22 protein-coding genes and 1 pseudogene are annotated in these 18,383 nt (G+C 63.4%); 8 read left to right on the forward strand and 15 right to left on the reverse strand.

What is annotated here, in order from left to right:
• Window positions 1-2: 2 nt before the first annotated feature.
• Window positions 3-446 (reverse strand): SRPBCC family protein, encoded by a 444-nt coding sequence (locus ACZY0B_RS17455; protein ID WP_463765397.1) that lies wholly within the window; start codon window positions 444-446, stop codon window positions 3-5.
• A 65-nt stretch (window positions 447-511) separates the two neighbouring features.
• Here ACZY0B_RS17455 and ACZY0B_RS17460 point away from each other — a divergent pair, with 65 nt between their 5' ends.
• A complete protein-coding gene (locus ACZY0B_RS17460) occupies window positions 512-2,221 on the forward strand; it encodes an alpha-keto acid decarboxylase family protein (protein WP_463765398.1) in 1,710 nt (569 codons plus the stop codon).
• Between the two features lie 15 nt (window positions 2,222-2,236).
• On the opposite strand, the gene ACZY0B_RS17465 is transcribed toward ACZY0B_RS17460, so the two are convergent.
• The 5 genes from ACZY0B_RS17465 to ACZY0B_RS17485 all read right to left on the reverse strand — a co-directional run bounded on the left by ACZY0B_RS17465 (window position 2,237) and on the right by ACZY0B_RS17485 (window position 6,183).
• The gene (locus ACZY0B_RS17465; RefSeq protein ID WP_463765399.1) at window positions 2,237-2,410 is read right to left on the reverse strand and encodes a (2Fe-2S)-binding protein; all 174 of its coding nucleotides are present in this window, start codon (window positions 2,408-2,410) and stop codon (window positions 2,237-2,239) included.
• A 16-nt stretch (window positions 2,411-2,426) separates the two neighbouring features.
• On the reverse strand, window positions 2,427-3,050 hold the full coding sequence (locus ACZY0B_RS17470) for a fatty-acid--CoA ligase (RefSeq protein ID WP_463765400.1): 624 nt from the start codon (window positions 3,048-3,050) through the stop codon (window positions 2,427-2,429).
• Window positions 3,047-4,450 (reverse strand): FadD3 family acyl-CoA ligase, encoded by a 1,404-nt coding sequence (locus ACZY0B_RS17475; protein WP_463765421.1) that lies wholly within the window; start codon window positions 4,448-4,450, stop codon window positions 3,047-3,049. Before ACZY0B_RS17475 ends, ACZY0B_RS17470 begins: the two co-directional genes overlap by 4 nt.
• Window positions 4,451-4,482: 32 nt before the next feature.
• Entirely contained in the window at window positions 4,483-5,673 is a 1,191-nt protein-coding gene (locus ACZY0B_RS17480) for an amidohydrolase family protein (RefSeq protein WP_463765401.1), read from the reverse strand.
• Between the two features lie 87 nt (window positions 5,674-5,760).
• Window positions 5,761-6,183, reverse strand: a complete 423-nt coding sequence (locus ACZY0B_RS17485) for a lipoprotein LpqH (protein WP_463765402.1) — start codon at window positions 6,181-6,183, stop codon at window positions 5,761-5,763.
• Window positions 6,184-6,291: 108 nt separating this feature from the next.
• Between ACZY0B_RS17485 and ACZY0B_RS17490 the strand changes: the two genes are divergently transcribed.
• Together ACZY0B_RS17490 and ACZY0B_RS17495 are read left to right on the forward strand one after the other, a co-directional pair.
• Window positions 6,292-7,038: an enoyl-CoA hydratase/isomerase family protein gene (locus tag ACZY0B_RS17490; protein ID WP_463765403.1), complete on the forward strand. Its 747-nt coding sequence runs from the start codon at window positions 6,292-6,294 to the stop codon at window positions 7,036-7,038.
• 38 nt (window positions 7,039-7,076) lie between these two features.
• Window positions 7,077-7,484, forward strand: coding sequence for a hypothetical protein (locus ACZY0B_RS17495; RefSeq protein WP_463765422.1), 408 nt, complete (start codon window positions 7,077-7,079; stop codon window positions 7,482-7,484).
• Here ACZY0B_RS17495 and ACZY0B_RS17500 read toward each other — a convergent pair.
• The gene (locus tag ACZY0B_RS17500) at window positions 7,400-8,101 is read right to left on the reverse strand and encodes a TetR/AcrR family transcriptional regulator (protein WP_463765404.1); all 702 of its coding nucleotides are present in this window, start codon (window positions 8,099-8,101) and stop codon (window positions 7,400-7,402) included. The two genes, ACZY0B_RS17495 and ACZY0B_RS17500, sit on opposite strands and share 85 nt — an antisense overlap.
• Window positions 8,102-8,287: 186 nt before the next feature.
• Between ACZY0B_RS17500 and ACZY0B_RS17505 the strand changes: the two genes are divergently transcribed.
• Complete coding sequence (locus ACZY0B_RS17505) at window positions 8,288-9,583, forward strand: cytochrome P450 (RefSeq protein ID WP_463765405.1); 1,296 nt, start codon at window positions 8,288-8,290, stop codon at window positions 9,581-9,583.
• A gap of 18 nt (window positions 9,584-9,601) precedes the next feature.
• Here ACZY0B_RS17505 and ACZY0B_RS17510 read toward each other — a convergent pair whose 3' ends face one another.
• Genes ACZY0B_RS17510 through ACZY0B_RS17525 form a run of 4 tightly spaced genes read right to left on the reverse strand, consistent with a single transcriptional unit; the run spans window position 9,602 to window position 12,092 of the window.
• A complete protein-coding gene (locus ACZY0B_RS17510; RefSeq protein WP_463765406.1) occupies window positions 9,602-9,883 on the reverse strand; it encodes a cytochrome C oxidase subunit IV family protein in 282 nt (93 codons plus the stop codon).
• A 3-nt stretch (window positions 9,884-9,886) separates the two neighbouring features.
• Window positions 9,887-10,474 (reverse strand): cytochrome c oxidase subunit 3 family protein, encoded by a 588-nt coding sequence (locus ACZY0B_RS17515; RefSeq protein WP_463765407.1) that lies wholly within the window; start codon window positions 10,472-10,474, stop codon window positions 9,887-9,889.
• On the reverse strand, window positions 10,474-11,310 hold the full coding sequence (locus tag ACZY0B_RS17520; RefSeq protein WP_463765408.1) for a hypothetical protein: 837 nt from the start codon (window positions 11,308-11,310) through the stop codon (window positions 10,474-10,476). The genes ACZY0B_RS17515 and ACZY0B_RS17520 overlap by 1 nt, the downstream gene beginning before the upstream one ends.
• Window positions 11,307-12,092, reverse strand: coding sequence for a hypothetical protein (locus ACZY0B_RS17525; protein ID WP_463765409.1), 786 nt, complete (start codon window positions 12,090-12,092; stop codon window positions 11,307-11,309). The genes ACZY0B_RS17520 and ACZY0B_RS17525 overlap by 4 nt, the downstream gene beginning before the upstream one ends.
• 103 nt (window positions 12,093-12,195) lie before the next feature.
• On the opposite strand from ACZY0B_RS17525, the gene ACZY0B_RS17530 reads away from it, so the two are divergent.
• The gene (locus ACZY0B_RS17530) at window positions 12,196-12,807 is read left to right on the forward strand and encodes a TetR/AcrR family transcriptional regulator (RefSeq protein WP_463765410.1); all 612 of its coding nucleotides are present in this window, start codon (window positions 12,196-12,198) and stop codon (window positions 12,805-12,807) included.
• A gap of 84 nt (window positions 12,808-12,891) precedes the next feature.
• On the opposite strand, the gene ACZY0B_RS17535 is transcribed toward ACZY0B_RS17530, so the two are convergent.
• On the reverse strand, window positions 12,892-13,191 hold the full coding sequence (locus ACZY0B_RS17535) for a hypothetical protein (RefSeq protein WP_463765423.1): 300 nt from the start codon (window positions 13,189-13,191) through the stop codon (window positions 12,892-12,894).
• 238 nt (window positions 13,192-13,429) lie between these two features.
• Window positions 13,430-13,831, reverse strand: a complete 402-nt coding sequence (locus ACZY0B_RS17540; RefSeq protein ID WP_463765411.1) for a hypothetical protein — start codon at window positions 13,829-13,831, stop codon at window positions 13,430-13,432.
• Between the two features lie 200 nt (window positions 13,832-14,031).
• Between ACZY0B_RS17540 and ACZY0B_RS17545 the strand changes: the two genes are divergently transcribed.
• From ACZY0B_RS17545 to ACZY0B_RS17555, 3 genes are all read left to right on the forward strand, one after another.
• Entirely contained in the window at window positions 14,032-14,838 is an 807-nt protein-coding gene (locus tag ACZY0B_RS17545) for a hypothetical protein (protein WP_463765412.1), read from the forward strand.
• A complete protein-coding gene (locus ACZY0B_RS17550) occupies window positions 14,835-15,476 on the forward strand; it encodes a hypothetical protein (RefSeq protein WP_463765413.1) in 642 nt (213 codons plus the stop codon). The genes ACZY0B_RS17545 and ACZY0B_RS17550 overlap by 4 nt, the downstream gene beginning before the upstream one ends.
• Window positions 15,477-15,608: 132 nt before the next feature.
• Window positions 15,609-16,130 (forward strand): Rv2253/PknI dimerization domain-containing protein, encoded by a 522-nt coding sequence (locus ACZY0B_RS17555; RefSeq protein WP_463765424.1) that lies wholly within the window; start codon window positions 15,609-15,611, stop codon window positions 16,128-16,130.
• Window positions 16,131-16,174: 44 nt separating this feature from the next.
• Here the strand turns inward: ACZY0B_RS17555 and ACZY0B_RS17560 are convergent, their stop codons facing one another.
• The gene (locus tag ACZY0B_RS17560) at window positions 16,175-17,902 is read right to left on the reverse strand and encodes an MCE family protein (protein ID WP_463765414.1); all 1,728 of its coding nucleotides are present in this window, start codon (window positions 17,900-17,902) and stop codon (window positions 16,175-16,177) included.
• Window positions 17,903-18,383, reverse strand: a pseudogene (locus tag ACZY0B_RS17565) (MCE family protein); the annotation flags it as partial.

Here is an 18,383-nt window from a genome sequence, read left to right on the forward strand (position 1 = left end):
GGCTATTTACCCTTCTTCACCTGCAGCACCCGCTTGCGCAGGCCCTCGGTGCCGGTGTCGACGGTGCCCTTGATGGCGCGCTTCAAGACGAACCCGGGCAGCGGTACCACCGGGTCGACGCTGAGCTGGAACTTAACCTTGGTGGCGTCGCCGTCGGGCGTCAGCTTGTAGGACGCATCCTGTGACCGCTGCTGACCGGAGCTGATCAGCGTCCAGCTCACCTCGTTGTCGCCCCACGTGTACTCGATCACCTGCTCGTCGGTGATGCCCGCGGCTTTGACTTTCATCTTGACCTTGGTGGGGCGCCCGTCGGCGCCTCGCTCGAGAATCTCAACGCTCTGGTGGGGCGGCGACCACTCGGGAGCCGACTCGAGATCGGCGATGACATCGAGGATCTCTTGCGGGCTGGCTTCGATAACAACTTCGCGGGTTTCGTTGATCGCCATGGCCCGCACGATAGCGAAACGGCGTCCGGCCGGTGGCGAATTCGACCGAGCGTACCGTCGACTTCGTGACTGATACCACGCCCGACGCGAGTTCCGTGGACTCCGTCTACACCATCGGTGACTATCTGTTGGACCGTCTCGCCGAGCTTGGCGTCTCGGAGATCTTCGGCGTTCCCGGCGACTACAACCTGGAATTCCTCGACCACATCGTCGCGCATCCGAGAATTCGGTGGGTCGGTAACGCCAATGAGTTGAACGCCGGCTACGCCGCCGACGGGTACGGACGGCTACGCGGAATGTCAGCCGTGGTAACAACATTCGGAGTGGGCGAACTCTCCGCGACCAATGCGGTGGCCGGCAGCTACGCCGAGCACGTGCCCGTCGTGCATATCGTCGGCGGCCCCTCCAAGGACGCCCAAGGGACCAGACGGGCGCTGCACCATTCGCTCGGCGACGGCGACTTCGAGCACTTCTTCCGCATCAGCCGCGAAATCACCTGCGCTCAAGCCAATCTCATGCCGGCAACGGCATGCCGGGAGATCGACCGGGTGCTGTCTGAGGTGCGCGAGCAGAAGCGGCCCGGCTACATACTGATGTCCACCGATGTGGCACGCTTCCCGACCGAGCCCCCCGAAGCACCGCTGCCCCGCTACACCGGCGGCACCAGCCCTCGCGCGCTGTCGATGTTCGTCGACGCGGCGCGCGAGCTCATCGGCGACAACCGGTTGACCGTGCTGGCCGACCTGCTGGTCCACCGCTTGCAGGTGGTCAAAGAGCTCGAGGCACTACTGACCGCCGACGTGGTGCCCTACGCCACGCTGATGTGGGGCAAGAGCCTGCTCGACGAGAGCTCACCCAACTTCCTCGGGATCTACGCCGGCGCGGCCAGCGCACCGGCGGTGCGCGCCGCGGTTGAGGACGCACCCGTGTTGGTCACCGCCGGGGTGGTATTCACCGACATGGTGAGCGGCTTCTTCAGCCAGCACATCGACCCGGCCCGGACCATCGACGTCGGGCAATATCAGAGCACGGTGGCCGGCCACGTGTTCGCACCGTTGGAAATGGGCGCCGCGCTCGGGGCGCTGGCCGAGATCCTGACGCGGCGCGGGATCAGCTCACCACCGGTGGCGTCACCCAATGGCCAAGAGCCCGAAGCCGGAGCGCAAGCGCCCGCACGTGATCAGCCACTCACTCAGGAGATGGTGTGGGACCGGCTGTGCAACGCGCTGACACCCGGGAACGTGGTGCTCGCCGATCAAGGAACCTCCTTCTACGGTATGGCGGACCACCGGCTTCCCAAGGGGGTCACATTCATCGGCCAACCCCTATGGGGCTCAATCGGTTACACGTTGCCCGCGGCGCTCGGCGCGGCGGTCGCGCACCCCGACCGCAGGACGGTGCTGCTGATCGGTGACGGCGCCGCACAACTGACCGTGCAGGAACTCGGCACCTTCTTTCGCGAAGGGTTGTCCCCCGTCATCGTCGTGGTCAACAACGACGGCTACACGGTCGAACGGGCAATTCATGGGGAGACGGCGCCCTACAACGACATCGTCAGCTGGAGTTGGACCGACATTCCCAACGCGCTGGGGGTGGTCGATCACCTCGCGTTCCGCGCGCGAACCTATGGCGAACTCGACGACGCGCTCAGCGCGGCGGCCGGGCATCAGGATCGCATGGTGCTCGTCGAGGTGGTGTTGCCGCGCATGGAGATTCCGCCCCTGCTGGTCGAACTCGTTCAACCCATGTCACCGGACGGCAGTTGGCGCCGCTGAGCCGCGACCCGAAACCTAGGCCGGGTTCGGCTTCGACGATTTGAGTATGGCCTGGACGGTTCGCCGACAACGGCCGCAGTCGGCGCCCGCCCCGCAGGCGTGGGCGACGGCCTTTGTCGTCGTTGCCCCGGCATTGACGACATCCGTGACCGTCTGGCTGGTGACTCCGTTACACAGGCAGACGAACATCGAGCGGTCGGCCCACTTAACTCTCGATGCGCATGATGTTGGAGAACTGGCCGACAAACAGCGGCGGGTACGGCCCCACCCCCGCGCCCGACATCCATTGGGCCGCGGCGTCGGGGTGCTCGATCCACTGCCGCGCGCTCTGTTCGTCGGGGAACTCCTGCAGGATCAGTACCTCGTGATTGTCGTCGAAAGCCCGGAATACCCAAGTCTTTCGGATGCCGGCCGCGGTGAACCTGTCCATCGCCGAGTCGACGCCCGCGGTCAGCGCCGCCACGTCGTCGACCGACGCGATAGCGGCCACCACGACCCCGGGCACCTCTGCAGACGACGGAGGCGCCGGGACGAATCTGTCGATGATCTCTCCGGCGAACACCGCGGGGATGTCCTCGACACCCGCCTCGTCGAACCAGTCAAAGAAGACCCGCGATCGCAGCAACTCCACGATCGGCTCACGACTGTGCAGACCGATCATCACCAGTACCCGGCCGTAATCGTGCGTTGACGTATAGACCAGAACGTGATGGGCGCCGATGTCGGAGAGGGCGGTCCTGTTGCGCTCGAGCAGCGGCCACACCCGGCTCGGATCCGGGACCCGATAGTCCGACGCAATCACCATCGAGTGAATGTCGCCGTTGGTCATCGAAGTCGGTCCTTCATCACCTTTCCCGTCGCGTTGAGTGGGAGTGAATCAAGGAACTGTACCGCGCGCGGCACCTTGAATCCGGCCATGCGGTCACGGCACCAGCCGATCAATTCGTCGGCACCGACATCACCACCCCGGACAACAAAAGCCTTGCCCACCTGCCCGAGTCGCTCGTCGGGAACACCGATCACTGCCGCCTGCGCTACGGCCGGGTGGCTCAGCAGGAATCCCTCGATCTCGGCCGGGTAGGCGTTGAAGCCACCGACGATGAACATGTCCTTTTTGCGGCCGACGATGCGCAGGCGCCCGGTGTCGGTGAAATTTCCCAGGTCTCCGGTGTGTAGCCAGCCGTCGTCGTCGATCGCTTGCGCGGTGGCCGCGGGGTCATCGAGGTAGCCCTGCATGACGCCGTAACCGCGGGCGAGCACCTCCCCGTCGTCGGCAATGCGCACCTCGACGCCCTCACACGGCACGCCCGCCGTGGTGGCGACGTCCTCGAAGGAATCGCCGGGCAAGGACAGCGTGACGTTGCCGGCCTCGGTGAGTCCGTAACCGGTCATCAGCGTCTGGAACGGCAGTTCGTCGTGGATGCGGCGGACCAGCTCGACAGGGATGTCGGCGGCGCCGGTCACGCCGGCCCGCAACGTCGACAGCTTGGACTTGTCCCCCACCGTCAGCAACGAGTGGTATAACGTCGGCGGCCCGGGAAGCATCGTGATGGCTTCGCGCGCAATGAGTTCGACGACGGTGTCGACGTCGAACACCGCGACCGGCAGCATCGTCGCACCGCGCAGGAAAGACGTGATGAGTCCCGCTTTGAGGCCGAACGTGTGGAAATACGGGTTGATCTGCAGGTAGCGGTCACCCCGGCGCAGGTCCGCGAGCGTCGCCCACTCCTCGTACATGCGCAGCGTTTGGCGGTGGTTCATCATCGCGCCCTTCGGGCGGCCGGTCGTGCCCGAGGTGAAGATGATGTCCGAGATGTCGCAGCCGCTCACCGCCCGCTCGAACGGGGAACCGCTGGGAAGGAAGTCGGACTTCAGATCGATGACCGGCGTCCCCGCGGGCGCGGTGTAGTCCTGGCCCAGAAATCCCTTCTGCACCAGGACGGCCTTCACTCCGCTGCGGGCGATGATGTCGCCCGCTTCTTCGGTCTTGAACCGCGTGTTGACCGGCACCAGCACACCGCCCGCGGTGAGCAGTCCGAACGCCGCGATGATCCACTCCGCCGAGTTGGGCGCCCAGACGGCGACCCGGTCACCCTTGTCGACACCGAGGTCCGCGAATGCGCCTGCGGCACAACGAATTCGCTCGACGAGTTCGGTGAACGTGAAGCGCAGCGGACCGTCGACGACCGCTTCTGCATCGCCGAACCGGTCCGCCGCGCTCAAGACCATCTCGGGGATGGTCTGCCAGTTTGGCTGGTCCGTCACACCGTGACGAGACGAGACAGGTTTCCACCCATGATCTTTGCCTGGTCGTCGACGGACAGGTGCGACAGCGCGTTGACGTAGAACGTCGGCTCCGCCAGCCCTTCCGGGTGCGGCCAGTCCGAGCCGTACAAAACCTGATCCACCCCGACCAGGTTGACTAGATCGTCGATGCCGTCCTCGAAGAACGGGCTGACGTGGATTCGGTTCTTGACCATCTCGACGGGGTCGCTCGGGAAGGCTTCCGGGGCCTTGCGGAAGACCTCGGCCAGGCCGTCGAGCAGCGGGGTCATCCACTTCGAACCGGCCTCGACGATCGCCACCTTCAGCTTGGGATGGCGGTAGAGCGCGCCGTGGATCACCCAGGAGCCCACCGAGTCCTGGATCGGCCGCCATTCGTTGAGGATGCCCATCGCATTGGTCTGGAACGGCAGCATCTCTGCGCTGGCACCGTCCCACTCGGAGGTGTACCGGGAGTAGCCGCTGTCGCTGGAGTGCATGCCGACCAGCAGGTCGTACTCAACGACCCGCTCCCAGAACGGGTCGAACTCGGGCAGCGCGAACGACCGGGGGCCACGGAATCCGGGGACGGGAGCCGGGCGGACCAAGATGCAGCGGGCGCCGCGCTTGACTGCCCACTCCAGCTCCTCGATCGCCTTCTCGACGATCGGCAGGGTGATGACCGGGGTGGTGAAGATCCGGTTCTGGTAGTTGAAGCCCCAGACCTCATCGAGCCACTCATTCAGCGCGTGGACGAGGACGTGGATCGCAACGGGGTCGTCGGACAGCCGCTCCTCGAGGAGGCTGGCCAACGTCGGGAACATCAGGGTGCGGTCCAGGCCCAGCTCGTTCATCTTCTCCAGGCGCGGGCCGGGCTCGAAGAACGCCGGGATCGCGCGCATGGGCTCACCGAACAGCTCGCGCTTGGTCTTGCCGTCGGGGTTGCCGAACTTGAAGTACTCCTCCCAGGCACCCGGCCGGGCGACGACCTCGAAGGTCGGGTTGGGAATGTAGTTGCTGATCTGGCCACGGATCGCGATCTTGGTGCGCCCATTGATCTGCACGTACTGGACGTAGTCCTTGTACTCCTTGGGCAGGAACTTGGTCAGCGCCTCCGGCGGCTCGTAGAGATGGTTATCCGCATCAAAGATCGGAAACGGGACGTCTTCCCGATGCGACAACTGACCCATGGAATCCTCCTTCGCGTTTTGTGAGAATACTATTCTCTTGAGGCCCGAGACCGCAACGTGCCCCCGGCCGGGAGCGGGTTCCGCTGGTCAGCAGGTGGCGATGATTTTGAATTCGGCAGACGCCGCTTCATTCGGCTTGTCGGTTTTGAAACCGTTGGCGGTGCCGGTGATCGTGAATTTGTCCCCACTCATGCTCATGTCGGCGCTGCTGCCGCCGCCCCGGGAGTACATCCCGGTGAACCCACCAAGATTTTGGATGCGCACAGACTGGGCTGTCGCCGGTTGCGCCCCCTCGTCGATAACAACCTTGGCTCCGGCAAAGTTGCCGCCGATATCGATCGTCCGAGTCCATTCCCGTTGACTGCACTTCACGATGTGGAAATTCGCGTCGTTACCGTTGACGGTCACGGACGCCGTGCTGGAGAGTTGGGTCGGCGGTCGCGACGTGCACGCCCCGAGCCCGGCCACAGCGAGCACCGCGGCGGCCGCCGCGACGATTCGGTTCTGCACCGGGCCACCTCTATCCTTGATGAACAAGCCCTTTTAGCCTGCAGCGATGATGCTATTCTCGCCGCACGAGAATGCCAATATCGACAGCTCTTCGAGGAGCAAAGACGCATGCTGGATTTGGAGCTCGACAATGGGTTGGCGGTACTCACGATCGACCGCCCCCACGCGCGCAACGCGATCGCGCTCGACACCATGGACCAGCTGGAAAAGGCACTCGATGCGGCCGCGGGTGCCGCAGCCCTGGTGATCAAGGGTGCCGGCGATCGGGCATTCGTGTCGGGCGGTGACCTCAAGGAGCTCAGCGCGCTGCGCACCGAAGAGGATGCCGCCGCGATGGCAAAGCGGATGCGGACCATCTGCGACCAACTGGCGAACTTTCCCGCGCCGGTGATCGCCGCGCTCAACGGCCACGCCTTCGGCGGTGGTGCCGAAGTGGCCGTTGCCGCCGACATCCGGGTTGCCGCAAGCGATATCAAGATTGCGTTCAATCAGGTGACGCTGGAAATCATGCCGGCCTGGGGCGGTGCGGAGAGACTGGCAGCCCTGGTCGGAAAGAGCAAAGCCTTGCTTCTCGCCGGCAGCGGAAAAACCGTTGATGCCGCCGAGGCCGAGCGGATGGGGTTGGTGGACGTGGTGTTGCCGCGCGCCTCCTTCGAGGAAGGCTGGCGTTCGCTTGCCATCTCGCTGGCCCGCCAACCGGCTGCGGAGATAAAACGGGTAATCAGCGGTGTTTCGCCTGATGAGGCGATAGCATCCTTTGCACGTTTGTGGGTTGCCGACGCGCACTGGCAGGCCGCAGAGCGGGTAATGAACCGAAACGCCAAGCCGCGCCCGGCCGCCGGAGGAGCGACATGAGTACCAGCGTGAAGAGACTTCTGAGCACCGGATCGGCGATGACTGTGGCAGGGCTGGTGGTGGGTGCCGCTTTAGCCGTGAGCACCGGACGGGCCCATGCCGACCCGACCGCCGGCCCGATCATGCATCACGTCAAGTACGCCGTCACCGCCGAGAATCCGATCTACACGGACATCTATTACCTGGACCAACAGCCGGCAAGATTCTCCGATTACAGCCACAACCCCTATTCGTTCACACCGCACATCGACGTCGATCTCGGCCCGGGCAAGCCATGGACGTTCGATGTGGACATGACCGACCCCGACGATTACGCGATGGTCGTGGCGAGCACGGGCACCGAGCCCGGCACACCGGGGCTTCACTGCGTGCTGGCGGTGGACGGCGTCGTGGTCGTAGCCAAGGACGGCCTCAAAGGCGTGCTTTGCTCGCTGCGGAACTGGTGAACGACCCAGGTTTCCGGTACACCCTCGATCGGCTGCGGCTCGCCCTCAAGCCGGCGTAGGTAGTTCTCGACTAATTCCACGGTTTCCGCGTGACCGGCAGAAATACCAACCGCCTGCTCGAGCACCAGGAATCTCGACAGGCTGGACATCAGCACGGAAACCACCACCGGCGGCATCTCGGTGTTGTCCACGCCATACCGCTGCAGCGCAGTGGTCACCGCTTGCCGTTGTTCCTCCCGGAAACGTTGGGCGTAATAGGCGATTTCGGCACGCATCTCTTTGCGGTGATTGGCGAGCGCCATGAATTCCATCGAAATCCGGGTGAATGCGGGATCAGTCCCGAATCGCCACACCGCCCACAGCGGCTGCGACGACTGCATCAGCTGGGCGTGCACCTCGAGCGCTTCTTCACCGCGGCGGCGGAAGACCTCGAGGAACAGCTCCTCCATGGTGCGGAAGTAGTAGTGCACCAGCTGAGGTTTCAGCCCTGCCTTGTTCGCCAGACGGCGCGACGTGACGGCGGCGTAGCCCTCTTCGATCATCAATTGCTCGGCCGCGTCGAGCAGCAGGCCGCGGTTCTTGGCGTCGGGCGCCCCGATCCTGCGGGCCGATGTCATGCCGCTCTCCGTCCTGTCCGCGCTCGCCTGCCGACCACGGGAATCGTAGCGCGGCACGGCGTCGTGTCCTTGACCACGACATTACCGCCGTGCTAAGCAGGTGCTCAGCAGATTCTCGAAATCGGGCGGCGTTACCGCATGCCGCCGAACATCACCGGTAAACCCAGCCCAGGGAGACACAATCCGATGAGCAACTACGACTCGATCGACTTCTTCACCGATCAGTCTCTGGTCCCAGATCCGCACCCCTACTTCGACTACCTGCGCAGCCAAAACCCGGTGCTGCGCTTGCCACACTATGGGGTCGTCGCAGTCACCGGCTACGAGGAGGCCACCGAGGTCTACAAGGACCCCGAGACGTTCTCAAATATCGTCGCGCTCGGCGGCCCGTTCCCGCCGCTGCCTTTCCAAGTCGAGGGCGACGACATCAGCCCGCTGATCGATCAGCACCGCAGTTCGTTTCCGATGAACGAGCACATGGTCACCATGGATCCGCCGGACCACACAAAGGCTCGGTCGGTGCTGAGCAGGCTGCTGACGCCGAGCCGGCTGAAGCACAACGAGGAATTCATGTGGCGCCTCGCCGACCGCCAACTCGACGAATTCCTCAGCACCGGTGAGTGCGAGTTCATCTCGGAGTATTCCAAGCCATTCGCCACCTTGGTGATCGCCGACCTGCTCGGCGTTCCCGAGGAGGATCACAAGGAGTTCCGCTCCGTCTTGGGAGCCGACCGTCCCGGCGCTCGGGTGGGGGCACTTGACCACGAATCGGTCGGCACCAACCCACTGGAGTGGCTCGACGACAAATTCTGTTCCTATATCGAGGATCGCCGCAGCAATCCGCGCGAGGACGTGCTGACCGCGCTGGCGACCGCGAAATATCCAGACGGATCCACACCCGAGGTCATCGAAATCTCCCGCTCGGCCACGTTCCTTTTCGCCGCCGGACAGGAGACCACGGCGAAGCTGCTCAGCGCCGCACTCCAGGTGATTGGCGACCGCCCCGATGTACAACAGCAGCTGCGCGACGACCGCAGCCTGATTCCCGGGTTCATCGAGGAATCCCTGCGCATGGACAGCCCGGTCAAGAGCGACTGCCGGTTGGCCCGCCGGGCAACCTCGGTAGGCGGCGTCGATATAGCCCCGGGCACCGTTGTGATGGTGCTACCGGGGGCCGCCAATCGCGACCCGCGCCGGTTTGAGAACCCGCACGAGTTCGACTTGCGCCGCAAGAATGTTCGCGAACACATGGCCTTTGCCCGCGGGGTGCACTCCTGCCCGGGTGGACCTCTTGCGCGCGTGGAAGGCCGGGTCTCGATCGAACGCATCCTGGATCGGATGCCGCACATCGCGATCAACGAAGCCCACCACGGGCCGGTCGCTGACCGTCGATACACCTACGAGCCGACGTATATCTTGCGGGGCTTGAGCGAACTGCACCTGTCGTTCACGACCGCGGATGCGGTCGCACCCGTGGGCTGAACCGCTGTTGGGCGAGTACTAGCGGATCTGCGTTCCGACGAAATAACAGCCGAGCATCGCGACGGCCATCACCACCACCCAGGCGTCGGTCAGCCGGCAGAGCAGAACCGGAGCGTTTCGCACCTCCATGAACTCGCGAAAGATGATGCGCACCTTGATAAGTGCGATCACGATGACGCTCGACGTCACCACCGCACTGGACTTCAGCGACCCGTCGACCGTGTGGTCAATCCACAGGTAGCCGAGTGTGAGCAACGCCAGGATCACCCACACCACCAGCAGCCTCTTGTTGAATTTCACGCCTCACCTCACCACGTACAGCAGCGCGAAGATGAGCACCCACAGGAAGTCGACGGTGTGCCAGTAGGTAGCGCACGTTTCGACGATTTGCTGGGATTCCCGCGATCTCGATGCCGCACTTCGGAGTTGGTAAACGATGATGCCGAGGACGACGAAGCCGATCAGCAGATGGACGAAATGGATCCCGGTGAGAAAGAAGTAGTAGGTGAAGAAGTCGTTGCTGTCGAACCCGTTTCCCGTGTGGACCAGCCGCACCCACTCAAACACCTTGAAGAAGAGGAAAACTGCGGCGAATGCGACCGTGATGAACACGTCTCGCAGCGCCGCCCGGTATGCACCGGCGCGCGACGACTGAACACAACGCGCCACCGACCAGGAACTGAGCAGCAAGACCAGGGTGTTGAATACGCCGATACGCAGGTCCAGGTGCGCCTGGGAGTGTAAGAACAGCTCGGGACTTCGGGCTCGAAAGAACAGGTAGAAGCCGAAATATGCAGTGAAAACCAGTGTCTCGAACAACACGAAGGCCCACATGTCCGGCTGACCCGGCACGAATCTAGCTCGCCTGGTTGCTTCGCCGAGATCGGACATCAGGCCGCCGCCTTGGCATCTGCTCGATCGGCTTTCCGTCTCCCCGGCGGGTCCGGCAGCGGCCCGGTACCGAAGTCTTCGCGCCGGATCATCTGAAACAGCATGACGATGAAAGTGACTTGGTAGATGCCGAACACGACCATGTCCAGCCACCAAGCGATCTCGCCGTCCCATGCCAACACGCCACGCCGAAAGATCCAGCAGGGCGCCACGACGACCTCGGTCAGTGCGTTGCAGAGGTTGAGATAGCCGAACCATTTGGGGAACACCCGGTTCTTGTCGAGCAGAATCGCGACCATCCAGATCAGCGAGCCGATCAGGAAGACTCCCATGGTTCCGTCGAAAGACAGGAAGGCGAAGTCGTAGAGCCAACCGATCACTTCGGGGTCGCGCTCGGGTCGCAACGTCCCGACGATCAGGGCGATACAGAGCAGCAGCATTCCGGGAACCGCACTGAGCGAGTAGATGATCAGATACGAATATCCGAAGGCGCGGCTGACCGACATGCGTCGCATCGAGTACGCGATGAGGGCGTTGTTGATGGCGATCATGCCGCTGATGGCGAAGATGATCCCAAAGCCAAAGGGTATGCCGAGGTGGCGTTCGGAGAACCAGTGGACCTGTGTCGCGAGATCCCAGGTGGGTTCGGGCGGGGGTTGGACTTGCGCCACGATGAAGAACATCGGGAAGAATAAGTTGTAGAAGACGACGAGTACCCCCCATGCCAGCCAGAGCTCGCGCTTGGGGCCGTGCCACAGGTGCCAGGCGGTCCGCCGATACAGCGGGCCCGGGGGCGGCGCGGCCGGGGTCGTCGGCGGTGTGATCACCGCGCTCATGCGTTGACCAGTTCATCTGGGCGCCCGGGGTTCTCGGCGCGCTCCCGATAAATGGCTTGGCCCAACACGACGCCCATCACGACGATCCAGACCGCGATGGCAACATTTTTCACCCAGAACGACAGGAAGCCGTCCCACGCCAGCGGGCCGGTCAATGACACGCCAACGAAGGCAGCGGGCACCAACGCGGCCGCCACCAAAAGGTTGAAGTGAGCCACCCAACGGGGGAATACCGGACGTGTCTGGTCGTCGAAATAGATTGCCAGGGCCAAGATTACGCTTTGCCCGATCAGAAACGGGACCACGATGGTGAAGGTGATCCAACCGAAATCGTTGAGCAGCTGAGTCAGCTCCGGATTGCGTTCCGGGCGGAAGGCAGCCAGCAGCCAGCAGACGTTGGCGACGAGAAACAGAGTCGGACCGCCGGCCACGCAACCCAGCATCGCGTAGGAGAAGATCGGCGTCCGATGTGCCATCCGGCGGATCTGCAGCACAATCAGCGCCAGGATCGGGACGAGGCACACGCCGAACCAGTTGAACACGATCATGCTGTACCGGATCTCTGGAACGTGGGCCGGATCCCGATAGAACGCGGCAACCTGCTCCGCAGGCATCGTCGGTGACATCGGCGGATTGAAGCCCGGAAACAGGAAGAAGGCGGCGATCCAGAGGATCACCGCCACGGGCAACGTCCACAGCAGAACGACCTCGCCATCGATACGCCGCATCGCCGCGTGCGGGACTGGCGGATCTGTTGCGTCGCTCCCGCCGATGTCGGACATCGGTGACTCCCTTCAGCACGAAATCGCATGGCCCCATTCGGCTCGACACCGAAGCTAGCCGGTCGGCTAGCCTCGGTCAATAGGCGTCGTCTAGTCTCGTTGAGTGGGAACAGCACGGCAGCCGTTCACCGACGGGGAGCTGAGGGTCGTTGCGCACAGTCCTGCCCGGACCCGGGTACTCGATGCAGCGCTCGATCTGTTCGCACAGCACGGCGTCAGCGGCACGTCGCTGCAGATGATCGCAGACGCCGTCGGGATCACGAAAGCTGCTGTGTACCATCAGTTCCCGACCAAGGACCAGATCGTGATCGCGGTCACCGAACGCGAACTCGGCCGGCTGCTTCCGGCGCTCGAGGAAGCCGAGGCATACGGCGACGGGCCGCAGGCCCGCGATGCGCTGTTGGAACGCGTGGTCGAAATGGCGGTTCGCGACCGCCGGTTGGTGCGGACGCTGCAGTTCGATCCCGTCGTGGTGCGATTGCTGGCCGAACACAAGCCGCTGCAACGGTTTATGGACCGGCTGTATCGAGTGCTGCTGAGCGATGCCGGGTTAGACGGGCGGATCGAGGCGGCCATGTTCTCTGGGGCGATCAGCACTGCCGTCATGCACCCGCTGGTCGCTGACATTGACGACGACATACTGCTCGCGCGGCTTACCGACATGATCCGGCGCCTGCTCGGTTTGCGCCAGGAAGCGCCGAAGTCATCCAGCTGAGGGAACAACCAGGTAGTGGGTCAGTTTGGAAATCTCGTCTGTCAGATCAACGGTCTTGGGTCGATACCGGATTTCCTGACCGCGTCAATGCCCTTCTCCGCGGGGTTGGTTGGCGAGAAAGCACCGCACTCGGGTAACGGCATCGTTCGGCTTGACTCCCATACCCACTAAAATCCGGGCTACTTGGTCAGAAGGAACACCAGAATCGAGATCGTTCGCGATCACATGAACGCTGGGAAACCAAACTTCTGCGTCTACCCCCGGCGGCGGGGGCTTCGCGTCGCCGCCTACGCAGCGAACGTAACCATCGATGCCGGTGTCAGCGCGAGCAGACGGCGCCCCCAGCAGCACGACCGGGGCGATGGGCAGGACGGCGATGGCCATGCCGACCGCCGCAGCTACATAGCCGCAACGGCGTTGATAGCTGGAGCGAATAGCTCGCTGGCCGTTACTGAAATTGAGGATCTGCATCGCGATCGGCTCCCTAACGTCGCCCTTGCTGAATCCTAACTCTTTCAGACTGACCGATAAGAGTCTTCAGTCAGCTTGAATTCCCACGTGCCCGAAAGTCGCCGGCAAATTACCCGGCTTCGGACTGACCCACTACCGAAGAACAGGGAGGCTACGTGTCGGCGCGGACCCAGCTCATAATGCCGTCGTGGGCAAAACAGATCAGGAAAAGGCCATCGGGCGACTGCGCGACGTAGTTCTGGTAGTTCTGGCAGTTAGCGCCTTCGTCCTTGACTCCCGCCATTGGAGGTGACCGGAACCATCGCGGCTGATATCTCCTCGGCGAACCGCAGAACATCAGGCGTCCGGGCTGCGAGGCGAAGGAGACATAACCGTCCGTGACACCGAAGGCGTAGTAGGTGGTGTTGTCACACGGTGCTCCGAGGACCTGATGCGCCATGATGCCCGGAGTGCAGTCGGGGTAGTCGCAGACGGTGGGCCCGGCGAAGGACGGCGGCGCGGCCAGCGCACTGGCGCCGAGCAACGCGGCAAATAGGGCCACGATTATTCGCACCCGATTACTTTGCCACACCTGAAAAGAAAATTCTCCTGGTTGGAGAAGATCGCCTGCGCAAGAATTGCCGCAGGAGCAGGACCCCCGAACGCTACTCCGTCCCGTTCCCTGACAAGCGGGCATTTCCGCATGTAAGAGCGACGAAGGCAGCTGCGAGACTAAGGCTTTGAGCCCAGCCCGAAGTGATAAGCTTCTTCTCCGTGCACGATCCGGAGGGCCCCGACGCCGACGATTGTGGTGACGCGAGGGATGTAACCAGTCCCGGCGAACCACAGTCGCGCTCCGCGGTCGACTCCGGCGCCGCAGCGCCCGCCTCGGAAACGGACGCAGAAGACGAAGTTGCCGAGGCTGAGGCGCGCGCTGAGGCGGCTCGGGCGCGCCTCGCGCAGCTGCGCCGGGCCGCGGAAACCGGGGACGCAGACGACGACGCCGTGTCTCGAGATGCCGAGCAGCGCCCCGCAAATCCGACCCGGAAACGGCTAGGGTCGCCGCGTCGCCCAGGGCGTCCGCGGTGGCTCCGCCGCCCAGGGCGCAAATCGATAGCCGTCGGCGTCGGCGTCGTGGTCGCCGCCGCTTCTCTCGGCGCGAGCGGTTACATGCTGTGGCAGCACCACATCGCATTGCACAATCGGCAGCTCGCGGCGGAGTTCACTTCAGCCGCCCGGCAAGGGATCACGACGCTGATGTCGGTTGACCCCGATCATGCCAAGGAGGACGTCCAGCGCATGATCGATGCCTCGACGGGCGACCTCAACAGCCAACTGTCAGCGATGTCACTCCTCATGGTCAAGAAGGCCGAGGACTCGAAGGTCGGCAGCAAGGTCACCGTGGAAGCCGTCGCCGTCGAGTCGTTGAGCGACAATTCGGGAGTCGTGCTCGTGACGGCGAAAACCGATGCCACTGGGCCGGATAACGCCAAACCCCCACCGGCCTTGTTTCGGCTCAGTGTCAATCTGGACCGCGACGGCGGTCAGCTCAAGATGTCGAAAGTTGATTACCTGTCATGATTGTCGAGCGTGACTCGTCGCTGGACAGCACCGCAGCAGCAATTGACGGCCTGGAAACTCCGCCCGCCGATGAAGATGGACGGTCACCCGCTGACGAGGGGTCGGCACGCTTGCGCCGGCTGGCAGCGATCCGGCGCGGGGCCAGAAGGTGTTTGGCAAGGTGGCGTTCAATAGTCGCGACAACGTTGGTCCTTGTCGCCGTGGGAGTTGCTGCCGGGGTGTACTTCACTGTGTACCGGCCGGATCAGCGGGTCGGCGATGCGGCGGCACACCGGGCAATCCGGGCGGCGTCAGATGGCGCCGTGGCGGTGTTGTCGTATTCCTACGACCATTTGGATCGCGATTTCTCCACCGCGAAATCGCATCTCACCGGCGAGTTTTTGGCCTACTACAGCAAATTCTCCGAAAATATCGTCGGGCCCACGGCGCGGCAGTTGCAACTGACGGCGACCGCCAAGGTGAGTCGGGCCGCAGTTTCGGATTTGCATCCTGATTCGGCCGTCGTGCTGGTTTTCGTCGACCAGACCACAGCAAGCATGCAAAAGAAAGATCCCGCGAAGAACGAAAGTAGCGTGCTCGTCACCCTGAGAAAGATCGACGGTTCCTGGTTGATCGCGAAATTCGACCCGGTTGGATGAGCGCGGCAAATCTTTGTTCTAACCGTTACCGGGTCGGCCGAAGCGGTGTAACGTCATCGCTCGAGAACGCCGCAACCGATGGCGAAAAGCTGCCAGAGGCACTGTCGGATTATGCGCTTCGAGGAGCACCTGATGCGTTCAGCTAAAACACTCACCACCGCAACGCTGGTGGCTGCCACCGTATTCGGCGGTTTGGGCACTGCCTCCACAGCCCGGGCGACAACGAAGGAAGAGGTGGCCATCAACGGGACATTCCGCGCTACGTCCATCGGCGACTACGCCCAGAGAAATGACCAATACTTCGGCGAGCCGACGGTCTACCAAACATGGACCATCAGCTCGACGTGCGACACATTCCAGGAATGCCACGGCACGGTGAGGAGCGACCAGGGCTGGAGCGCGGCCCTATATATGAATGATGGGCAGGTGTGGAAGGTGAAGCGCGAAGTACCGAATTGGGAGCGGTGCGAAGACGGCACCGCGTTCCCCGGACAGCAGACCTTCTCATTCTTCCCAGTGAACGACAATGGTGGATTTCAAATCGGCTCGCGGACGCTCTCCGGCAAGGACAAGACGGTCGGCCCAAGCGGGGCCTGCGGGCAAAACCAGTGGCTTGATATCGCAATGCCGTTGCGCCTGGACCAGCTGAGCTGACCGGGCGGGTCGGCGCTTCATTGCCGGCCCAGCCGCAGACGGCCTTAAGTGGGAAGCATGTCCTTCCACGTTTTAGGCGCCTGAGACGTCGCGAGATCCGACTGCTGGTACAACTTCCCGTCCGGACCGACATACCGACCGGTGCGCGGATCGTACTTTGCCACCACGATCGACGGCGCGGGCTTAGATGCGTTGCCTCCGAACGAGCTTGGCGCAGCCTGAGGCTGTCCACCGTTGACCTGATCCTGTGGTGCTGGCGCAGCGGGTGGCGGGGGTGCCGCGGGAAGCTCTCCGGGTGCCGGGACGTCGAGTGGGGCAAAAGCCGGAACGTCAGCCGACATTGGCGAGATAGGCGCCAGCCTCGGTCCCGACGACGGCACGGGGGGTACAGCTGCGCCAACCGTGTCCGGTGGTGGATTTTCTCCCCGCGGCCCCGCCGGTGTTCCACGCGGCACCGCTCCCGGCGGCAGCGGCGTTCCCCCAACCGGGCCGAAGATCCTGTCGTTGCCCGTAATCCGGTCGTCGGGCGGGACGCCCTGGGCGAGCAGGTTCGGATCCAGAGGGTAGGGACCGAGAGTGTGCTGGCGCATCGCCAGCGGCATGAACGGCTTGTCGCTGTTGCAGATTTCGACGGTAGGCGCGCGTTTACCGGGGTGACCCATGCAGGGATAGTTGCGCGCACCGCGAACCGCCATTGGTGAATCCTGCGGGAGTTTGCAATACAACCCGTCCGGTGTATCGATGTCGCTCAGGTCGTCCGGGGATCGCCATGTGTTGGGCGGCATGAAGCCGACCGTGCAAATAGGCGGGTCGTCGATCGTGAGTGCGAAGTCGCCCCAGGCCTTACCGTCGGGATGGTTTTCGCCCGTAGCAGCCTGCTCGATAGCAACCGACGACGGCAGCAGCACCAGCAGTTGCTCGATCGAGGGGTGGTAGGTGACGCCGATCTGCCCGATCGTGGTCAGGTTGGCAAGTAAGACGGGCAGTGTCGGTTTGATTTGTTCGAGCAGCCGGGAGGCCTCGTCCGCAGCACCTGGTCCGTTTTGCAGGATGGTGCGGAAGTGGGAATCGTTGTCCACCAACACATCCGAAATCCCGGCGAAGCTACGTGCCCACGTCCTGATCGAATCGGTGGTGCGTGCTTGCGTATCCAAGAGCGGCCCAGTGTCTTCGGTGAGGGCTTTGGTGCGATCGACGACGCTGTTGGAGTCGCGGGACAGTGTCTCTGTGGAATCGATCAGTGAGCCCAGGTCGTAACCGGAACCGTTGAAGCTCTGGAAGGTCTCGTCCAGCAATTGGCCGAGTTTGGTCTTCGGGATGCTGCCGACCAAGGCATTGAGCTGCTCGAGCATCGGCCCGACCGCCTGCGGAATCGTCGTGTCGCGCGCGGCGATAACCGAGCCGTCGTGCAGGTACGGCGGCGAATCGGTTTTGGGCCGTAGGTCCACATACTGTTCACCTACCGCAGAGACACTGAGCACCTGCGCCGTCAGGTCCGCGGGGACCTTGGGTGAAGTGTTAAGGGACAGCGTCGCTTTCGCACCGGTCGGCGTCAAACCCACCGAGGTGACCTTGCCGAGCTGAACCCCACGGTAGGTCACGTTGGAAAACTGGTACAGGCCGCCGGTAGCCGGCAGCTCCAGCGTCACCGTCATCCGGCCAATGCCCAGCAGGGTCGGCGCTTGGATGTAGAAGAGGACCATCCCGATCACGCCGAGGGTCCCGACGATCGTGAAAATCCACAGCTGGAGCCGAACGAAGCGCGTCAGCATCTATCCGCCACCTCCCGTCGGTGCCGTTGCCGGCGGCACTTGGCCAAGACCCGCGTCAGGCACCGCTGCCGGCGGCGGCCCAGGCAGCGGAGCCGCACCCGGCGCATTTCCAGGCAGCGGGACCCCAGGTGGAGGCCCAGGCAGGGGAAGCGCATTGGGATCGACCCACGGTGGTCTCAGCGGGTTATGCAACGGATCAAGTGTGTAATTCATGCGATACGGGTCCCCAGGCTCCGGTACCACGGGTTCGTCGAGCTGTCCCCAGTGGGTCCCCAACAGCAATCCCTTCTTGAGCCGTGGAATCGAGAGATCCAGATCGACGTGCAGGTTGAAGTAATCACCTCGGACCGCTCGGTCGACGAAGTTCTGGGTGAACGGGAACACGAATCCCGCCGCGATCGCCATGCCGAACTCCGGTCCCACATCGGCGAGCGCTTTGATGGCCGGCTCCAGGTTTTTGAGATTCTTGACCAGGTCGTCC

It is taken from the genome of Mycobacterium sp. IDUB_19 (genome assembly GCF_055419445.1).

Excerpts from the sequence above, each read along its gene's own strand:
- ACZY0B_RS17550 (WP_463765413.1), top strand. The coding sequence starts at position 14,835 with ATGATTGTCGAGCGTGACTCGTCGCTGGACAGCACCGCAGCAGCAATT.
- ACZY0B_RS17555 (WP_463765424.1), top strand. The coding sequence starts at position 15,609 with ATGCGTTCAGCTAAAACACTCACCACCGCAACGCTGGTGGCTGCCACC.
- ACZY0B_RS17560 (WP_463765414.1), bottom strand. The coding sequence starts at position 17,902 with ATGCTGACGCGCTTCGTTCGGCTCCAGCTGTGGATTTTCACGATCGTC.
- ACZY0B_RS17525 (WP_463765409.1), bottom strand. The coding sequence starts at position 12,092 with ATGTCCGACATCGGCGGGAGCGACGCAACAGATCCGCCAGTCCCGCAC.
- ACZY0B_RS17505 (WP_463765405.1), top strand. The coding sequence starts at position 8,288 with ATGAGCAACTACGACTCGATCGACTTCTTCACCGATCAGTCTCTGGTC.
- ACZY0B_RS17455 (WP_463765397.1), bottom strand. The coding sequence starts at position 446 with ATGGCGATCAACGAAACCCGCGAAGTTGTTATCGAAGCCAGCCCGCAA.
- ACZY0B_RS17515 (WP_463765407.1), bottom strand. The coding sequence starts at position 10,474 with ATGTCCGATCTCGGCGAAGCAACCAGGCGAGCTAGATTCGTGCCGGGT.
- ACZY0B_RS17470 (WP_463765400.1), bottom strand. The coding sequence starts at position 3,050 with ATGACCAACGGCGACATTCACTCGATGGTGATTGCGTCGGACTATCGG.
- ACZY0B_RS17535 (WP_463765423.1), bottom strand. The coding sequence starts at position 13,191 with ATGGCCATCGCCGTCCTGCCCATCGCCCCGGTCGTGCTGCTGGGGGCG.
- ACZY0B_RS17465 (WP_463765399.1), bottom strand. The coding sequence starts at position 2,410 with ATGTTCGTCTGCCTGTGTAACGGAGTCACCAGCCAGACGGTCACGGAT.
- ACZY0B_RS17520 (WP_463765408.1), bottom strand. The coding sequence starts at position 11,310 with ATGAGCGCGGTGATCACACCGCCGACGACCCCGGCCGCGCCGCCCCCG.
- ACZY0B_RS17480 (WP_463765401.1), bottom strand. The coding sequence starts at position 5,673 with ATGGGTCAGTTGTCGCATCGGGAAGACGTCCCGTTTCCGATCTTTGAT.
- ACZY0B_RS17495 (WP_463765422.1), top strand. The coding sequence starts at position 7,077 with ATGACTGTGGCAGGGCTGGTGGTGGGTGCCGCTTTAGCCGTGAGCACC.
- ACZY0B_RS17490 (WP_463765403.1), top strand. The coding sequence starts at position 6,292 with ATGCTGGATTTGGAGCTCGACAATGGGTTGGCGGTACTCACGATCGAC.
- ACZY0B_RS17475 (WP_463765421.1), bottom strand. The coding sequence starts at position 4,450 with ATGGTCTTGAGCGCGGCGGACCGGTTCGGCGATGCAGAAGCGGTCGTC.
- ACZY0B_RS17500 (WP_463765404.1), bottom strand. The coding sequence starts at position 8,101 with ATGACATCGGCCCGCAGGATCGGGGCGCCCGACGCCAAGAACCGCGGC.